Raw genomic sequence first — 17097 nt, 5'->3', positions numbered from 1 at the left:
ATGGCGCAGGTACACAAACAGGGGCTTTGGCTATGGGCCGGTGCGCTGTCCTGGTTGTTGATTGCCACGTTGCCGCTGGCTGTAGAGGTTCAAGCCATCGCTACTCTGGTAGTCACTGCCTTGCTGGTGTTGGGCTGGCGCCGGACTCAGCGTGCTGCCAAGAAACATACACCGTTGCAGTGGGGCAGCGGTGTCCGCCTGCCTGCTGGCTCGTATCGTCATCCTGTCGTTCTAGCGGTCGGCGATTGCTTGGCTGAGCTGTTTGGGGCCTCGTCTGCTGAGCAGCTGGCGCCACGGGTAACAGTGGAGGGGTGTTATGTGCCAGTGCCCGATCTCTTGAAGTTGTCCGCAACCGTGGCCGATCTGCTGCTGGAGCGGCCAGAGTGGGACGGGCAGCTCAGTGTCATGTGGCTGGTCAATCCCAGTGCCCATAATGACGGCGCAGTGCTTGCGAACCAGATACAAAGCTTGTGCCATCAGGTTGCGATATTGCGCAAGCGAGGTAGACCGCTGCCGCTGCTGATTGTGGGCTACTTCCCGAGCGCAGTTGGGGTGTCGCCCTGGTTCAGCTGGGAAACTGAAGCATCAAGTGTGCGAACGCGTGAGGTGGGTGAGTGCCTGACGCTGGCCGAATGGGAGCGCAGGGGCACAGAACCTGAGAACCAGGCTGATCGATTCCGAACCACGGTGCAGTTGAGCGCTGCTGTGGGTTGGTTGAATCAAGCGTGCTTGCCGGAAATTGGCAAACGTAATTCCCGCGAGGGGATCGTAACAGCGGACGCCGTTGCGGTTGCATTTTGTCCCAAGTCTGAGGGCGCGCGTGATGGCAACCTCTGGCACCGTTGGCTACAGGAGCGGACTGGCCTTTCCTTCGCAGGTAGTGGGCCTAAACATACAAACGCGTCGTTACCCTTTCCTGATGCACTGCTCCATGTGTTGCCTGGCAGTACTCCACACAGTCGGCGAAGCAGGGCTGTGGTGATTGGAGTCTGGTTGTTCGTACTGACGGCTTGCGTTGCGCTGATTAGTTCGGCGAGGCAGAACACGCTCTTGATCCGTCAGGTCACCGATGATTTGCGACGCTACAGCACGGCTTCGCTGAGCCCCGATTCGGACAAAGTATCGCAACGCCAGGAGGCACTGATGGTGCTTCGCCAGGAGGCGCAGCGACTGGACCGCTACTATCGCCAAGGGGAACCGTGGTCGTTGGGGATCGGGCTCTATCAGGGCGAAAGGCTGCGTCCTTCGTTGTTGGCCGCAATCAACGGCCATCACATCCCGACGATGCCTCAGGGAGTGGCTGACAAGCCACGCACGGTTCGCCTGGACAGCCTGTCGCTCTTCACCAGTGGTAGCGCGCAGTTGAAGCCAGGATCGACCAAGTTTTTGGTGAATGCACTTGCAGACATCAAGGCCCAGCCAGGCTGGTTGATCGTGATCACGGGCCATACGGACGCGACGGGTAGTGACGAACAGAATTTGCGTTTGTCGCGAACACGCGCGGCGGCGGTTCATGACTGGATACAACACATGGGTGACATACCCAGCAACTGCTTCGCAGTTCAAGGCTTGGGTGCAAGCGAGCCCGTTGCAAGTAATGACACGGAACAAGGACGGTCGGCTAATCGCCGAGTTGAAATTCGCCTGGTGCCGGAGGCGGGGGCTTGTCAGCCCTCGGCTACGGCCTCAGGAGTGCAACCCAAGTCGCACTCTGCGACTCCCAAAGCTTGAAATGAGGAGCTTCTAAATGGCTATTCCTGTTTATCTGTGGCTGAAAGACGATGGTGGAGCCGATATCAAAGGCTCGGTGGATGTAAAGGGCCGTGAGGGTAGTGTTGAAGTAGTCGGTCAAGATCATGATTTGTATATCCCTACCGATAACAATACCGGCAAATTAACGGGTACGCGTATCCATACGCCTTTTGTTTTTACCAAGGAGATAGACGCCTCCTCTCCTTATCTCTACAAGGCCGTGACGACTGGGCAGACGCTTAAAGAGGCGGAGTTCAAATGGTACAAGATTAATGATGCCGGGCAGGAGGTGGAGTATTTCAACACCAAACTGGAAAACGTAAAGGTCGTGAAAGTTGCACCGAAGATGCACGATGTCAAAGATCCGGCGAAAGAAAAACACAATCACTTGGAACTAGTCGAGCTGCGCTACGAAAAAATTACTTGGGCATTCAAGGATGGGAACATCATCCATTCGGATTCCTGGAATGAGCGCCCTAGCGCCGCTGCCGCTGGATGAAACCGGACTGTCAACCGAGGTTGGTTGACAGCCTCCAGTGTCTTGGGTTGAGCGTCCGTGCGCGGGCGTTCAGCCAAATACACCTCAGCTATTCAGATGCGCTCGCACTTGTGGCGGCATGTTGATTATTGACGACAAGGATGCCCTGTATGGCACACGATCCTACCCGCCTGCTTCGCCGGCTAAACGCCTACTGTACCCAGGCACTCACGGCAGCGGCTTCACTTTGTCAGGCGCGCGGGCACAGTCATATCACTGTTGAACATTGGCTGTTGAAGTTGTTTGAGCAGGGCGAGGGCGATCTCGTGGTCCTCGCCCGCCGATACGAGTGGGATATGGATGCCATCTGGCAAGGGCTGCTTGACCACTTCCATACATTGCCGCGCAGCGTTCTCAGTAAACCTCAGTTGAGCGGTGAGGTGCAGCAGCTGATCACCAATGCCTGGTTGTTGGCATCGCTGGATCGTGACTGTGAGCAATTGCGATCCGTTCACTTGCTGGGGGCGTTATTTGAAACGCCTAACTTGCTCAAATGTTCCGCCGCCTGGCCTCTATCGAGCGTCGGTCCGACGCAGTTCAAGCAAATGGAAACGCTGCTTGAGTTTGACTCGCAAGAGCGTCAACCGGGGCAGACATCACTGTTCAAGCCAGAAGTGTCAGGAGAGGCTAAGGCGGCTGTCGTCTTGAAGGGGGACGAAGCATCAGTCGCTGTCCTCGATCAGTTTAGCCATGACGTCACCACCCAGGCAGCAGCGGGGCAAATCGACCCGGTGTTCGGCCGCGACGATGAGATCCGTCAAATGATCGATGTGCTGAGCCGTCGGCGCAAGAACAACCCTATCCTTGTTGGCGATCCAGGTGTTGGAAAAACCGCTCTGGTCGAGGGGCTTGCTTTACGCATCGCCAGCGGGGATGTCCCCGATAGCTTGAAACCGGTGTGTATCCGTACTCTGGACCTAGGGTTGCTCCAGGCGGGCGCAGGGGTCAAAGGCGAGTTCGAGCAACGGCTGAAGAACGTAATTGATGCCGTCCAGCGGTCAGAGACGCCGGTGCTGCTGTTCATCGATGAAGCGCACACCTTGATCGGTGCTGGCAATCAGGCAGGGGGCGCAGATGCGGCGAATCTGCTGAAACCGGCTTTGGCGCGTGGCGAGCTGCGCACCATCGCTGCCACCACGTGGAGTGAATACAAGCAGTACTTCGAGCGCGATGCGGCGTTAGAGCGTCGCTTCCAGATGATCAAGGTCGATGAGCCGGATGATGCCAATGCTTGTGTGATGCTGCGAGGGCTCAAAGCGCGTTATGCCAGCTACCACGGCGTGCATGTTCAAGACGCTGCGGTGCAGGCGGCGGTCAGCTTGTCTCGCCGCTTTTTGACCGGGCGCCGTTTACCGGACAAAGCTGTGGATCTGATTGATACCGCCTGCGCGCGTGTTCGCATGAGCTTGGACTGCGAACCTCAGGCCTTGGTCCAGCTGAAGTCGCAGAAAATGGCCTTCACGGCAGAGAGGGTGGCGCTGGAAGAGGACGCGCAGCTTACCGGTATTACGCATGAATCTCGCTTGGCGAAGATCACTACCCAGCTGGTGCAGCTGGAGAGTCAGCAAGCCGCGTTGGAGCTGCAGTACCAACAAGAACTCGACCTCACCCACCAGCTGCTCAATGCTCGCCAGGGCGAGCAGGTTGATACAACTGTCTGCGCTCAGCTGCAAGAACACCTCAGCTACGTGCAGGGGAGTCGGCCACTGCTGTCCCTCGATGTGTGCGCACGCAGTGTGGCTGAGGTGATCGCAGACTGGACGGGCGTGCCTCTCGGTAGTCTGCTGAAAGACGAACACGCCAGCTTGTTGAACCTGGAAGATCAGTTGGCCGAGCGTGTTGTTGGTCAAGACCCGGCGCTGGTTGCACTTGCCCAACGGTTGCGCGCCGCCCGAACGGGCCTCACTGACGACAAGGCACCGATGGTTGTCTTCCTGCTGGTCGGTACCAGTGGCATCGGCAAGACGCAGACGGCGCATGCACTGGCCCACAGTCTGTTCGGTGGCGAGAAGTCCTTGATCACCCTCAACATGTCGGAGTACCAAGAGGCGCACACCGTCAGCCAACTCAAGGGTTCGCCGCCGGGTTATGTGGGTTACGGCCAGGGCGGCGTACTCACCGAAGCCGTCCGCCAGCGTCCCTATAGCGTGGTGTTGCTGGACGAAGTCGAAAAGGCCCACCGTGATGTGCTCAACCTGTTCTATCAGGTGTTCGACCGCGGCTTCATGCGTGATGGAGAAGGAAGGGAGATCGATTTTCGCAACACGGTCATCCTCATGACTTCGAACCTGGGAAGCGACCTGCTGCAAGGTAGTATCGAGCGGCAGCCAGGCATTGAGGAAGCGGCACTGCATGAACTATTGCGTCCCGTGTTACGCGAGCACTTCCATGCTGCACTGTTGGCTCGCTTCCAGACATTGATCTTCCGCCCATTGGGGGCCGATGCACTCAAGCGCATTGTCGCCATCAAACTCGATCAAGTGGCCAAACGCTTGCTGCGTCATTACGGCCTGCAATGTGAGGTTGATGACTCGCTCTACGAAGCGCTGGTCGCCGCCTGCCTTTTGCCCGATACCGGCGCTCGCAATATCGATAGCTTGCTCAATCAACAGATCCTGCCGGTGCTCAGTCAGCAGTTACTCCAGCGCCAAGCGCTCGGACAGCCCACCCAAGCCGTGACGCTTGGATACTGCGAAGACGCCGGCATCAGCTTGAGCTTTGCAGATGAACACCACGCAGCCGTGGCGGCTGCCGAGGGGGTGTGATGATGGCGAAGCCAATAATGGGTTTCACCCATAACCACTACCAGCTTGAAGTCGACCAGCTTGCTGTTGAGCTTGATGTACTGTCGTTCAAAGGTGAAGAGTGGCTGAGCAAACCGTTCAAGTACACCGTGGCATTCACTTCCCCGGAGCAGGATATCGAGGCTGTGCAGATCCTCGGGAAGGATGCCAGCTTTTATCTGGGCAAGTCTCAACCCACCGTCCAGCTCTCAATGATCAACGCTGCTTCACGTACGCTGCATGGCGTGATCACCGGTTTCAAGCGTGTCTCCGGTTCCCGGGATGAAGCCCGCTACCAAGTCACACTCGAAGCGCACCTGGCATTGCTCGGGCGTGGCAAGCAGTACCGGATCTACCAGCATCAGTCGGTGCCGGAAATCGTTGAAAGTGTCCTCCGTAGTCGCCACCAGTTCGAAGGGCAGCACTTCTTGTTTGACCTGGCGCGCGAGTATCCCAAGCGTGAACAGGTAATGCAGTACGGTGAGAGCGATCTGGCCTTCATCAGTCGTCTGCTGGCGGAGGTCGGCATTTGGTATCGCTTTACCCACGATGATCGCCTTTCCATCGATGTGGTCGAGTTTCACGACCATCAACGCCATTACCAGTTTGGACTCACGCTGCCACATCGCCCGCTGTCGGGTTTGACCAGCAATGGGCAGGAGGGCGTATGGGCGCTCCAAGTTGAGCATCAGGTGGTGGAGCAGCACATCAATGTGCGGGCTTATCACCACCGGGACGCGGCCGCCTTCCTGGATGGTGAGGTTGATCACAGCCTAGGTGCCACCACCACCTATGGCGAAGGCTATCACTACGGCGAACCCTATACCGCGCTGGGTGACGCCATTGACAAGGATGAGGACCTGCTCAGCGAAAGTGGCTACTTCTATGCGCGCCTGAATCATGAACGCTTTCTCAACGACCAGACGCGTTGCAATGGCGTCAGCAGCAGCGTGACGCTTGCCCCAGGGCAAGTGCTGACGGTCTCTGACGGGGCGCCGCAGGTGTTCGAGCCTGGGGTGGTCATTACACATTTGACCGTCGAGGCAGCACGCGACCGGAGCTTGGAGGCCAGGTTCGACGCGATTCCCTATTTGGAGTCGATAGGCTTTCGGCCTAGATTGCTGGGCAAGCCACAGATCGCCGGTACGGTGCCGGCGCGAGTTACCAGTACTCAAAAGAACGATTCCTACGGCCATATCGATATGGAGGGACGTTACCGGGTCAATTTCCTGTTTGACCGGGACACCTGGCGTGCAGGCGAGGAGAGTATCTGGCTACGACTGGCACGGCCTTACGCGGGTGACACCCATGGCCTGCACTTGCCGTTGATCTGCGGTACCGAAGTGGCGGTGGCGTTTGAGCAAGGCGATCCGGACCGCCCCTACATCGCTTATGCCTTGCACGACAGTGAACATCCCGACCACGTGACGCTGCGCAACTACAAACGCAATGTGCTGCGCACCCCGGCCAACAACAAGTTGCGCATGGACGATACGCGTGGGAAGGAGCACATCAAGCTCAGTACCGAGCACAGTGGCAAGAGCCAGCTCAATCTGGGGCATGTGGTTGACGCTGAGCGCAAAACCCGAGGGGCGGGGGCAGAACTACGCACCGATGGGCATGTCGCCATGCGCGGTGGCAGCGGCATCTTCATCAGTGCTGATACGCAGCCAGGGGCCAAGGGGCACATGCTCGAAATGGCTGCTGTCCTGGAGCGCCTGGATCAGGCCAAAGAGCAGTTGGAAGGGCTTTCGGATGACGCTCAGGCGTGCAAGGCGGAGCCTGCGGATGTCCAGGCCCAGCTGGACCTGCTTAAGCAAGATCTGGAACAGCTCAAATCCTCGGTCCTGATACTGAGCGCCCCTCAGGGGATCTCGCTAACCAGTGGCGGCCATCTTCAGCTGGCAGCGCAAAAGAACCTGATGCTCAACGCCGGTGGTGAGGCCGATGTCAGCGTGGTCAAGCGGTTGTTTGTTGGGATAGGACAGGGGCTGAGTGTGTTTGTGCGCAAATTGGGCATCAAGCTCATTGCCAACCAAGGGCCAATCAGTATCCAAGCGCAGAACGATTCATTGTCGCTAATTGCACGGCATGGTCTAGAAATTTCTAGTGCCGAAGATGAAATCCGGATCACGGCGAAGAAGAAGATTACGCTCAATGCGGGTGGGAGTTATATCGCGATAGATGCGTGCAGTATTGAGTCTGGGACGGAAGGCGATTGCCTAATCAAGGCTGCAAGCTTCGAATATTTAGAAGATCCTGCAAAGAAGATGATAGATGTTCCGTCCATGCCTCCTTTGGCGAATCATGATCCAGAATCGCTAAATACCACTGTATTTTCAGGTTAGGAAAGGTGGGGGATGCCTTATGTCTGAAGGTTTACTTAAATGGTTCAGTGATTGGTTCGGAAAAGATGCCGAGCCAGAAACAGATGCTGCCGTTCGTCCAGTCGCTGAAGAAGCACCGAATAACTCGGTGTCTTCTCGTGACGTGGCAGTGGCCGATGACGCTCAGGATATGCCGAGAGTGAATGTTAGCTGGCTTCTTGTGCAAGATTGGAGTCATCCATTTAAGCAAAAAGGGTATGTCAATATCTTGCACCAACTCACGCAGTTGGCGAATGCGAGAGCTGGGTATTTCCCGTTGGGGGGTAGCGGGCTATGGCATGGCGGAATTCACTTTGATAGTTGCACAGGGAGTGTTCTTGATCAAGGTAGCGTGTCATGCATAGCAGATGGTGAGGTGGTGGCGTACCTAATAGATATGGAAGCGTCAGAGACAGAATACGTAGTTAACAAAGCTGCCAAAAAGTGCCAGTTCTCTCGCAATTTTGTACTTGTCCGTCATCGGATGGAAGCGCCAGAAATTGACGGTAGCAAAGAATCCCCTCCCTCACTAATTTTCTATAGTCTGTACATGCATTTGCAGGATGGATCGAGCTATCGTGATAGCCCAAACCTTGATCGTCCAGCATTCTGGCAGGACAAGGGGGATTATATTGTCTCTCCGTCTGCGAAGGATAGAAGCAAAAAAGACTCGGCCGTGCTGGGCGCGAACGTGCGACATCAAGTGAGCAAGGGGATTGTAATAGATCACCTGCCTCAAGGTAGTCGCATACTGATCAGTGGAGAAGGTGATTATCGCAAGTTGGAAAACACCTCGGGTCCCGCCGGGCTGTTGGATGACAGTGGCTTGCGAGGTTATGTTCGATTCGATCAGTTGGATCCTCTTGAGTATGGTTTTCGTGCAAAAGACCAGCTAATAGTATATTCGCAGGCAGATGGTAAGGGTGAGCGGGAGAGCCTGAGGCTACCGAAGGACACGCAAATTAAGATTAGTGGTGAAGGCTCGCTGCGCAAGTTGGAGAGCGTTGCGCAGTATGTGTATTTTGGTTCTTTAAGGAGTCTTCTGGAGCCCTGTGCGTATAATGAAATAGTGGTGCTTGAGAAGCCGTCTCCTATAAAGGCAGGGGGCTTGATTGGGCATGTGGGTAAATACCAAGACTGTTCAGCAGCTGAGCCGGAGGCAAGGCTGCATTTAGAGGTATTTACTGCAGAGGATGTGAAAACGTTCATTGATAGCTGTCGTAAATGGAGCAAGGGTCTATCGCCGGATCTAAGAAACTGGCTGAAGTTTAAAAAGGGCACGGTGGTTGTAGCGCACCGAGAAGGCTTCAGTAAAAGCAATCCACCTGCTGAGGTCTCAGAACATTCGGTAAGTGACGCCGATCTGCTACTTCCCAAAGCCTCGCTGGATGGGTTGCCTCCAGTGCATAAGATTACTGTGCCCGCCACAGAGGGACGTAATGCCTGTAACTGGTACTACCTTGAAGATGTACTAAATGACGCATCAAACAAGATGCTGAAGGGTTGGGTAAAGGAAGAGGTAGGCGTCACACCCTGGGTAAGTGCGTGGGAATGGGACGGGTATGAAGTCATTACAGATTACACAACTCCTGCGGAACTGATGGCTGCGTCGTTCCGGTCAGAAAAGCGTCTTACGGAGGAGCAGTTCAAGCAATATGGGCCAATAGCAGATGAAGGCGACAAATCGAAAGTAAAGGTTCGCTTGCGTCAACTGATTGATCGAGACGGTGATGGGAAGGTCACTGCGAATGAACTGCGGTCGGCACTTCAAACGCCTTCAGGTGCCCAAAAGCTCTCGAAGCTGGTGGTCAATTACGAAAGTGAATGGTACTACGCGGCGCACAAGTGGGATGCTTTAGATGAGATATTTGGGCATTCGGGCTCGACTCCAAATGTCAATTGGTTGGCAGAGAAAGAGCGAATTAAACAATCAAGTTGGTGGCCTGAAGTGGCCGCGAAATTGTGGCTTCCTGCGGATGGGCGGGTCTATCATTTTAATCCTATGGGCCTGTTGGCAAATCTCGGGTTGGTTGATGATAACGATCTGAGGTGGCTAATGGTAAGGCGTGGGCAAGTAACCTTCGATGCTGAAGGCAACGACTATCCTGGTAATCGATATTTCAGCCGGATGCTGCACTGGCCAGGCGGAAAGTCTGGAGTGACGTTGGGTCGTGGATATGATATGAAGCACAGGACTGCTGATGATATTTTATTTGATCTCATTGCGGCTGGTATTGAGTATGAGGCAGCCAAAAGGTTTTCGGAGGGTGCCAAGCTTTTTGGGTCTAGTGCCGATGAATTTGTGAGAAGAAATAAAACTGCCTACGGTGCCCTTACGCTCCGGCAGCAATACTCACTATTCGAAGATATAGTTTATCCAGTTTATGAGGTGTCAGCAAAGAATCGATACAGGGTTCTTGCGGCGAAAATGAAGTCGGCTTCGCCTTCTTGGGAGGAACTTGATAGCAGGGTTAGAGATATCGCTGTTGATTTTACGTACCACCAGGGTAGTATCTTTGAATCTCAGTTTCCTTATATTATTTCTAATGATCGGCAGTCTCTTGCTAATTATATTATGGAGACCCCCAAGCTTAAGCAGTACGAGGGCGGGCGGCGTAGAGCGATTTATTTAAGAGGTAGAGATTAGTGAAGAATAGTTTTTCGATAAAATATTTATATCTCTCGTTGCTTCTTCAGGGTTCAATGCTGGGGGTGGCGTGGGGAGAGGGTAATGATTTTGAGGGGTGGGTGGGTGAGTATTCGCAGGAGAGCAGCCTGTGTACTGATCCAGGGGCTGGGCGTAATTGTCGCGATGATTTTAGAGATGTCCTGGTAATTGCTAAGGGTTCAAAAGGATATCGAGTGGAGTTAAGCAGTACTCAGTCAATGCAGCATATTTGCTCCTTTGTGCTTACGATGGTGCCGGATGGGAAAAGGTTAATTTATGAATCTGAATTGGGTGTTGTGTCTATTGATAGGCGCGGCGATGTATTGAGGATTTCATCTGGTGGAATTGACTCAACGGCATTTGGTTTGGGCTTCTGTGGCGCGCATGCTGATATCGATGGTTTGGAGTTTTCTTTTTTGGGTAGGATTAGATAGTGCGGCGGGTGCGGATTCTGGCGGCTCGCTATTAGGAGTGAAGGGCATGGTATTTTATAATTCATGGGCGTTATTTGCGGGATGAATCTCGTGGCATTGCAGTTTCAGGGGGTGGTTATGAAAGGGGTTGTTCGAGTCGGAGATAAAAATACAGCAGGAGGAGTGATTCTCAACGGCTCCAATTCTTTGCGATTTGGGGGTGTTGGAGTAGCTCGTGAGGGGGATGAAGTCGATTGCCCAATTCCTGGCCATGGGCGCACAGTGATAGCTGAAGGGCATTCCGCTTTCCGAGATAACGGTGTGCCAGTTGCCTTCGACGGACACCGTTGCGCGTGCGGGTGCCTTTTGATTTCGTCTATGCCTAACGCTGGTGCGAGATAGCCTATGGCAGTGGACCTTGATCGCATACCTGCTCAGGCTGATCGGCCGAGTAGCCCCAGGCTATGGCTCTGGCTGTGTTTGCTTCCGCTCTTCCTGCTTTTCGGATGCGCTGTTGTAGCCCTGTTTTCAGAGGTGGATCTGCGAGAACAAACAGCCGTTGTTTGGGGAGCTGCACTGGGTGTGTCACTCCTCGGATGGTGCCTGATATGTGGTCTGCGGGTGCTGTACCACTTGGCACGACAGCACAATGCCGATGGTTGGGACGCCGCTCGTGCAGCTGATCTTGAATCCACGCTCAGCCAGGGGCGACGTCATCAGCACGTATTGGCAATCAGTGTGTACACGGCCTTATACACGGAACCAGCGGATTCACTGGGACAGGTGGATGCTATTTTAAAAGGGACTAATGCCCTCAAGGCGCAACCGTCTAGATCTGCTGGGGGAACGGTGCGTCATTCCCGTTTGCCGGGCGATGTGAGCGAGAATCCCGAACGTGCGCTTCTGAGGATCCTGAAGAAGCTACTCAGCGACGTTGCGGTTCAGCTCGCGGAACTAGCTAATGAAGTCGAGCTTGCGTTGTCGCTGGAGATCGATAGTCCGCTGCGCGAAGACAGACTGGGTGAGGTCTGGCAGACGGCGTTAGCAGAGTCGGGTATTCGGCAAACCGTTACGCCTATTACCTGGAGGGGGCTGGAGGCGATTGATCAGTGGCTGGACCAACGCAGCGACGATCAAGCTCTGCTCTTGGTTGTCTCAGTGGTGGTAGCACCAGATGCCCCTCAAGGCACCGCCGAAACAGCGGTGGGGCTGTTGTTAGGCAACCCCGGGAGTCAACGTGCGTTACTCCCAGTGGCCAATCTGCATAGGCCGGAACAAGCTCATGGCGAGTCGGCTGGGGCATTGATCCGCGCAACTCAACTGGCACTGTCCTGGGCGTCTTTGCCAGCAAGTGGTGTCGAGCATATTTGGCGATCAGGTATCGGACAGAAGTACCACGCGTCAGTAACGACCCTGATGAGTGAGATTGAGTTGCCGCTGCGTGCTGATCGGAAAGTTCACGACTTGGACGCTTTACTTGGACATCCGGGAGCGGCAGCCCCGTGGGTGGCCGTCGCCCTGGCTGCGCAGACGGTTCAACGTGGTTGCGTACCACAACTAATTTTGAGTGGCGTGCGCTGCGCTGACGCGCTGCTGTGGGGAGCGGTACTGACACCCGTTCCGCCACCTATGACGTAGGGTTTTCATATGCAATTCAAGCGGGCGCGGTTACTGATTGTTGTGCTTTCCTTTGCACTACTGATTCTTGTGCTGGCGGGAGTGGCACTTTGGCTTTATCCCTCAGGTTTGAACTTCGCGTTCGGTAGCGTTCAAGGGTGGGATCTGTCAGTAGTATTGCCTGGGATCGCTTTTCTGATTGTGCTGGTTACTGTTGGGGGCTTGGTGCTTGCCCGTCGCTTCGGTGCTTCCAGTTACCGCCATCTCACCGAGGGCAGTGCTCAGCCAGTAGCAGAGATCCGATCCAAAGCCTTGCATGCATTCTACGGCGCGGCTGCAGACAGCCGTCCCTTGAGTCGAATGTATCTTCGCCAACAGTACGGTTGGTTCTGGTCGAGAAGAGTACAGGTGCTGCTGGTGGTCGGCGAGCCTGCCCAAGTCAATGCCATTGTCCCTGGTCTGATTGAACGACAGTGGCTGTCGGGACGGGCAGTTGTGCTTCTTTATGGTGGCAGTCCCCTTTCTAAACCAGACACAACGCTGCTCGACAAATGGCAACAGCAGTTTCGCTGGCGCGGCATTGATGGTGTCGTTTGGGCGCTAAGCGAACGCCAGCTCGACGATGCTGCTTCCATGAGTGCAAGCACTCATCATCTGCAGGAGATGAGCCGTTATCTAGGCAGGCAATTGCCTGTGCATGTTTGGCAAATCTGTGAAAGCCACTGGGACGAGTCGGAGCGTGGCATTGAGGCGGTCGGTGGCTTGCTTCCTACCCGACGATCCGTAGCTCACTTGAAGGGGCATTTAGGCGCCCTGCAGCGCTCTCTGCGCGAACAAGGTTTGGCGCAGATGCAGGTCCAGATAGCGCACGACTTTCTTCTGCGGCTTGCGCGTGACCTGCAGGTTGACGGTGCTGCACGATGGTATCGCCTGATTGAGTCTCTCTCAGGAAGGGGCTCCCGAGGCATCCAGGTCCGTGGCGTGTGGTTCAGCTTGCCAGCTCATAGGTCTGGATCTGTGCCGGCAATCGAACACCACTGGCCCGAAGACCCAGCATGGTCCGGGATCCTCAACGATCGCTCCGCCCGAGCCCGCCGACTGGGTTGGCACCCAGCCAGAGTCGCCTACGTTTCTGCGCTGGGCCTGGCTTCCATCTGGGGCATCGGCTTGGTGTTGTCCTTTGCCAGCAACCGTGCCGAGGTCGGTCAGATCGCGGCGGCCTACAGCGCGTTGCAGCAGCCTGTAGCAGGCACCGACACTAAACAGGCACTGGGCGAGATGGTGCGTGAACTCTCCCGCCTGGACTACCGATCAGAACACGGCGCACCGTGGTACCAGCGCTTTGGCCTGAACCGGTCGCAAGACCTGCGTGAAGCGGTGTGGCCGCTCTATACGCAGGCCAATAGCCAGCTGCTCCGCGACCCCGCCGTTTCGGAACTGGAAAAACGGCTCAAAGCGTTGGTCAACTTACCTCCGGCGAGTCCCCAGCGCGCCAAGCGGGCCCAGCTGACGTACAACTGCCTCAAAGCCTATCTGATGCTGGCGCGCCCGGAAAAAGCCGATGCGGCTTTCTTGGCCGAGACCTTGGGCGCTGCCGAACCGGCACTGTGGACGTTCTACGGCCAGCATCTGCCCGATCACCCGGATTGGGCGATCAAGGCCGACCCCAGGTTGATCGCCCAAACGCGTCACGTGCTGCTGCGCGAACTGGGCCAGCGAAACGCCGAAAGCAGCCTGTATCAGCAGGTCCTCGACACCGCGGCGAACCACTACCCGGCGTTGGGCTTGCAGCAGATGGTCGGCGACACCGATGCAACCGCCTTGTTCGCCAGTGCTGCACAAGTCCCCGGTGTGTTCACCCGCCAAGCGTGGGAAGGGCGGGTACGTGCAGCCATTGAAGAGGCGGCGCAGGCGCGCCGCGAAGAGATCGACTGGGTGCTCAGCGACAACCCCAACGACATTGCCAAGGAGCTGAGCCCCGACGAACTCAGAGAGCGGTTGACCACACGCTACTTCCAGGATTACAGCAGTGCCTGGCTGGGCTTCCTCAACAGCCTGCGCTGGCAGCAGAGCCATGGCCTGAGCGATGTGATTGCACAGTTGACGCTGATGAGCGATGTGCGTCAGTCGCCATTTATCGCCCTGATGAACACGTTGAGTTACCAGGGCCAGGCAGGCGTTCGTGGCCAGGCCTTGGCCGATTCCCTGATTGAATCCGCACAGAAGTTGGTGGGGCAAAAAGCAGCGCCGATAGTCGATCAACTTCCCCAAACACCAAACGGCCCGCTCGACAGCACCTTTGGCCCCTTGATGGCGTTGCTGGGAAAGGAGGCGGAAGGGCGATCGGGCGATGACCGTTTGAGCCTGCAAACCTTCCTCACGCGGGTCACCGGCGTGCGCTTGAAGCTGCAGCAGGTGGTCAATGCGCCCGATCCTGAAGCAATGATCCAGGCCTTGGCGCAGACGGTATTCCAAGGTAAAAGCGTGGACCTGACCGATACCCAGGCCTATGGCAACCTGATCGCCGCCAGCCTGGGCGCCGACTGGGGCGCGGCTGCCAATACGCTCTTCGTGCAGCCGCTGGATCAGGCCTGGCAACAGATTCTGCAGCCGTCGTCGGCAGGCCTCAACAGGGCGTGGCAGCGCTCGATCGTCGACGAGTGGCAGGGTGCTTTCAGCGGCCGGTATCCCTTCGCGGCCACCAGCAGTGGCGCCTCGTTGCCCATGCTGGGGCAGATGATCCGCGCCGACTCCGGGCGGATCGAACAGTTTCTGGCCCAGCAGCTCACGGGGCTTCTACGAAAAGAAGGTAGCCGCTGGGTGGCAGACCCGCGGCAAAGCCAGGGGCTGCGTTTCAACCCGGACTTTCTGACAGCGATCAATCAGCTCAGTCGTCTGGCCGATGTGTTGTACACCGATGGCGGTATGGGCTTGAGCTTCGAGCTGCAAGGCAAACCTGTGCGTGATGTGGTGCAGACCACGTTCGTGCTCAATGGTGAAAAGCACCATTACTTCAACCAGCGAGAAAGCTGGCAACGCTTTCACTGGCCCGGGCAGGGTGACCACCCCGGCATCAGCCTTACGTGGAGCAGTGTCTACACCGGCGAACGTCTCTTTGCGGACTACCAGGGCACCTGGGGACTGATTCGTCTGCTGGAGCAGGCCAATGTCACGGCGTTGGACGACGGCGATAGCCGCTTCCGGGTCGTGTTGGATGCGCCAGATGGTTTGCGCCTCACTTGGCACTTGCGCACCGAGTTGGGGGAAGGCCCGCTTGCGCTGCTCAAATTGCGAGGGTTCAGCTTGCCGCGAGAGATCTTTCTGGTCGATGGCCGTGACACGCCGCAGTACGCGCAGAATGGGGGCATCTAATGAGTCTGAAAAGCCTGATCGAAAGCTGTTTACCCGGTTGCGAGCCACTGGCTGTGGCGCGCGAGCACAGCGAGTGCTGGAAAACCTGGTTGACCCCCATCCGTGATGACGCGCCCGTAGGCGAGGATCCGGTTTATGACGACGACTTCCAGCGTATGCGCGAGGAGGTCAACAAGCTTTCCGGGGCGGATGTGGAGCTGGTGGCGCAGCTGGGGCAGAAGCTGTTCCAGCACTCGTGTAAAGACCTTCGCGTTGCCACTTACTACCTCTGGGCACGCTTGCACCGGGACGGAGAGGCAGGCTTGGCGGATGGCTTGAACTTGTTGGCAGCGTTAATGGAACGTTATGCCGACGGCATCCTGCCTGTGCGTGGCAACAGCCGCAAGATGGCCTTGGAGTGGCTTGCCGGCAGCAGGGTCCTGGCAAGCCTGTCGCTGTACCCACAGGTGGTCAAGGCTGAAACCGAGCGAACGGTGGCTGCTTTGGTATGGTTGGAGCACGGCTTCAGCCATTGGCCTGAAGACCAACGGCCAGGACTGGACGCGTTGTACGGTGCCCTCACTGCCCGACTCGCTGTGTCGGGAGGTGTCGATGCAATCGTCCCTCAGACTGGCAGTGATTCACCCGTAGACAGTAGGACGGCAGGCCCGAGCCCAACACCCATAAAGTCGGGCCGAGATCTGCTGGACAGTGGTCGAGGGCTAGCCAGCTATTTACGTGATCAACCCGAAGGGTGGTTGGCAGCGCATAGGCTGATGAAGAGCTTGCGTTGGGACACCGTGCATCAGATACCGCCGCAAAATGCCCAGGGGATTACCCGCCTGGCGCCGCCTCGCGGCGAGTATCGCGCTCAGCTCAAGCGCTTGCACTTGCAGCAAAGCTGGAACGAGCTGATTGATCAGGTTGAGCAAATGTATGCCGAAGGCGTCAACCACTTCTGGTTGGATTTGCAATGGTATCTCCATCAGGCCCTGAGCAAATCAGCTGAACCCTCCAAGAGCTGGGCGGATGTGGTCAAACACGATCTGGGCATGCTGCTGCAACGCCTGCCGGGCGTGGAGTTACTGTGTTGGAGCGATGGCTCGCCATTCGCCGATGAAGCCACGCGTGAGTGGATCAACCAGCAGGTCAGCGGTAATCGCCCAGAACAATGGCTGCCCACAGCGGCCCCCGCATCGTCGGCGGCTGCATGCGAAATATTCGCCTTGGAGCCCGAGGCACTGGCGCAAGCGGATGCTGATGGCGTGGAGCACGCGCTGGCGTGGCTGGCGAGCCGTCCAGACGTGCAGACCGGGCGGCAACGTTGGTTACTGCGTTTGCTGATGGCGCGAGTGGCCGAACAGTGCGGCAAGGCCGAGCTGGCCATTCATTTGTTCACTGAGCTGGACGCTGCCGCGCAACGCCACACATTTGCCGACTGGGAGCCCGACCTGCTCTTCGAGGTCAAGGCGCGTTTACTCAAGCTGCTGCGTTTGAAGGCCCAGCGCAACGACGCAGACCGACCTGCGCTGGCGCGGCAAATGGAACACCAGTTGGCAGCACTCGTATCCATTGACCCGGTACGCGCTGCAATCCTGTGCAGTTAATT

10 protein-coding genes are annotated in these 17097 nt (G+C 56.6%); all 10 read left to right on the top strand.

Going from position 1 to position 17097, the window contains the following annotated elements:
• The 10 genes from ACMGF5_RS25745 to tssA all read left to right on the top strand — a co-directional run bounded on the left by ACMGF5_RS25745 (position 1) and on the right by tssA (position 17095).
• Positions 1 to 1731, top strand: coding sequence for an OmpA family protein (locus ACMGF5_RS25745; RefSeq protein WP_220453470.1), 1731 nt, complete (start codon positions 1 to 3; stop codon positions 1729 to 1731).
• 16 nt (positions 1732 to 1747) lie between these two features.
• Positions 1748 to 2251, top strand: coding sequence for an Hcp family type VI secretion system effector (locus tag ACMGF5_RS25740; RefSeq protein ID WP_012315100.1), 504 nt, complete (start codon positions 1748 to 1750; stop codon positions 2249 to 2251).
• 149 nt (positions 2252 to 2400) lie between these two features.
• Entirely contained in the window at positions 2401 to 5055 is a 2655-nt protein-coding gene (tssH, locus tag ACMGF5_RS25735) for a type VI secretion system ATPase TssH (RefSeq protein WP_251961674.1), read from the top strand.
• Positions 5055 to 7421, top strand: coding sequence for a type VI secretion system Vgr family protein (locus ACMGF5_RS25730; protein WP_414157459.1), 2367 nt, complete (start codon positions 5055 to 5057; stop codon positions 7419 to 7421). The genes tssH and ACMGF5_RS25730 overlap by 1 nt, the downstream gene beginning before the upstream one ends.
• A 19-nt stretch (positions 7422 to 7440) precedes the next feature.
• On the top strand, positions 7441 to 10086 hold the full coding sequence (locus ACMGF5_RS25725; RefSeq protein ID WP_414157458.1) for a hypothetical protein: 2646 nt from the start codon (positions 7441 to 7443) through the stop codon (positions 10084 to 10086).
• A complete protein-coding gene (locus ACMGF5_RS25720) occupies positions 10086 to 10541 on the top strand; it encodes a hypothetical protein (RefSeq protein ID WP_414157457.1) in 456 nt (151 codons plus the stop codon). The genes ACMGF5_RS25725 and ACMGF5_RS25720 overlap by 1 nt, the downstream gene beginning before the upstream one ends.
• Positions 10542 to 10604: 63 nt before the next feature.
• Positions 10605 to 10922: a PAAR domain-containing protein gene (locus ACMGF5_RS25715; protein ID WP_414157456.1), complete on the top strand. Its 318-nt coding sequence runs from the start codon at positions 10605 to 10607 to the stop codon at positions 10920 to 10922.
• Between the two features lie 231 nt (positions 10923 to 11153).
• On the top strand, positions 11154 to 12158 hold the full coding sequence (locus ACMGF5_RS25710; RefSeq protein ID WP_414157455.1) for a hypothetical protein: 1005 nt from the start codon (positions 11154 to 11156) through the stop codon (positions 12156 to 12158).
• Between the two features lie 9 nt (positions 12159 to 12167).
• Complete coding sequence (locus tag ACMGF5_RS25705; RefSeq protein ID WP_414157454.1) at positions 12168 to 15509, top strand: ImcF-related family protein; 3342 nt, start codon at positions 12168 to 12170, stop codon at positions 15507 to 15509.
• Entirely contained in the window at positions 15509 to 17095 is a 1587-nt protein-coding gene (gene tssA / locus ACMGF5_RS25700) for a type VI secretion system protein TssA (protein WP_414157453.1), read from the top strand. The genes ACMGF5_RS25705 and tssA overlap by 1 nt, the downstream gene beginning before the upstream one ends.
• Positions 17096 to 17097: the final 2 nt, after the last annotated feature.

Source organism: Pseudomonas sp. BNK-15, from assembly GCF_047456105.1.
GTDB lineage: Bacteria > Pseudomonadota > Gammaproteobacteria > Pseudomonadales > Pseudomonadaceae > Aquipseudomonas > Aquipseudomonas putida_E.
This window is presented reverse-complemented; position numbering and strand designations above follow the sequence as displayed.

What these genes read in the sequence shown, in the direction of transcription:
- ACMGF5_RS25725 (WP_414157458.1), top strand. Translation starts at nt 7,441, where the DNA reads ATGTCTGAAGGTTTACTTAAATGGTTCAGTGATTGGTTCGGAAAAGAT.
- tssA (WP_414157453.1), top strand. Translation starts at nt 15,509, where the DNA reads ATGAGTCTGAAAAGCCTGATCGAAAGCTGTTTACCCGGTTGCGAGCCA.
- ACMGF5_RS25740 (WP_012315100.1), top strand. Translation starts at nt 1,748, where the DNA reads ATGGCTATTCCTGTTTATCTGTGGCTGAAAGACGATGGTGGAGCCGAT.
- tssH (WP_251961674.1), top strand. Translation starts at nt 2,401, where the DNA reads ATGGCACACGATCCTACCCGCCTGCTTCGCCGGCTAAACGCCTACTGT.
- ACMGF5_RS25705 (WP_414157454.1), top strand. Translation starts at nt 12,168, where the DNA reads ATGCAATTCAAGCGGGCGCGGTTACTGATTGTTGTGCTTTCCTTTGCA.
- ACMGF5_RS25730 (WP_414157459.1), top strand. Translation starts at nt 5,055, where the DNA reads ATGATGGCGAAGCCAATAATGGGTTTCACCCATAACCACTACCAGCTT.
- ACMGF5_RS25715 (WP_414157456.1), top strand. Translation starts at nt 10,605, where the DNA reads ATGGGCGTTATTTGCGGGATGAATCTCGTGGCATTGCAGTTTCAGGGG.
- ACMGF5_RS25745 (WP_220453470.1), top strand. Translation starts at nt 1, where the DNA reads ATGGCGCAGGTACACAAACAGGGGCTTTGGCTATGGGCCGGTGCGCTG.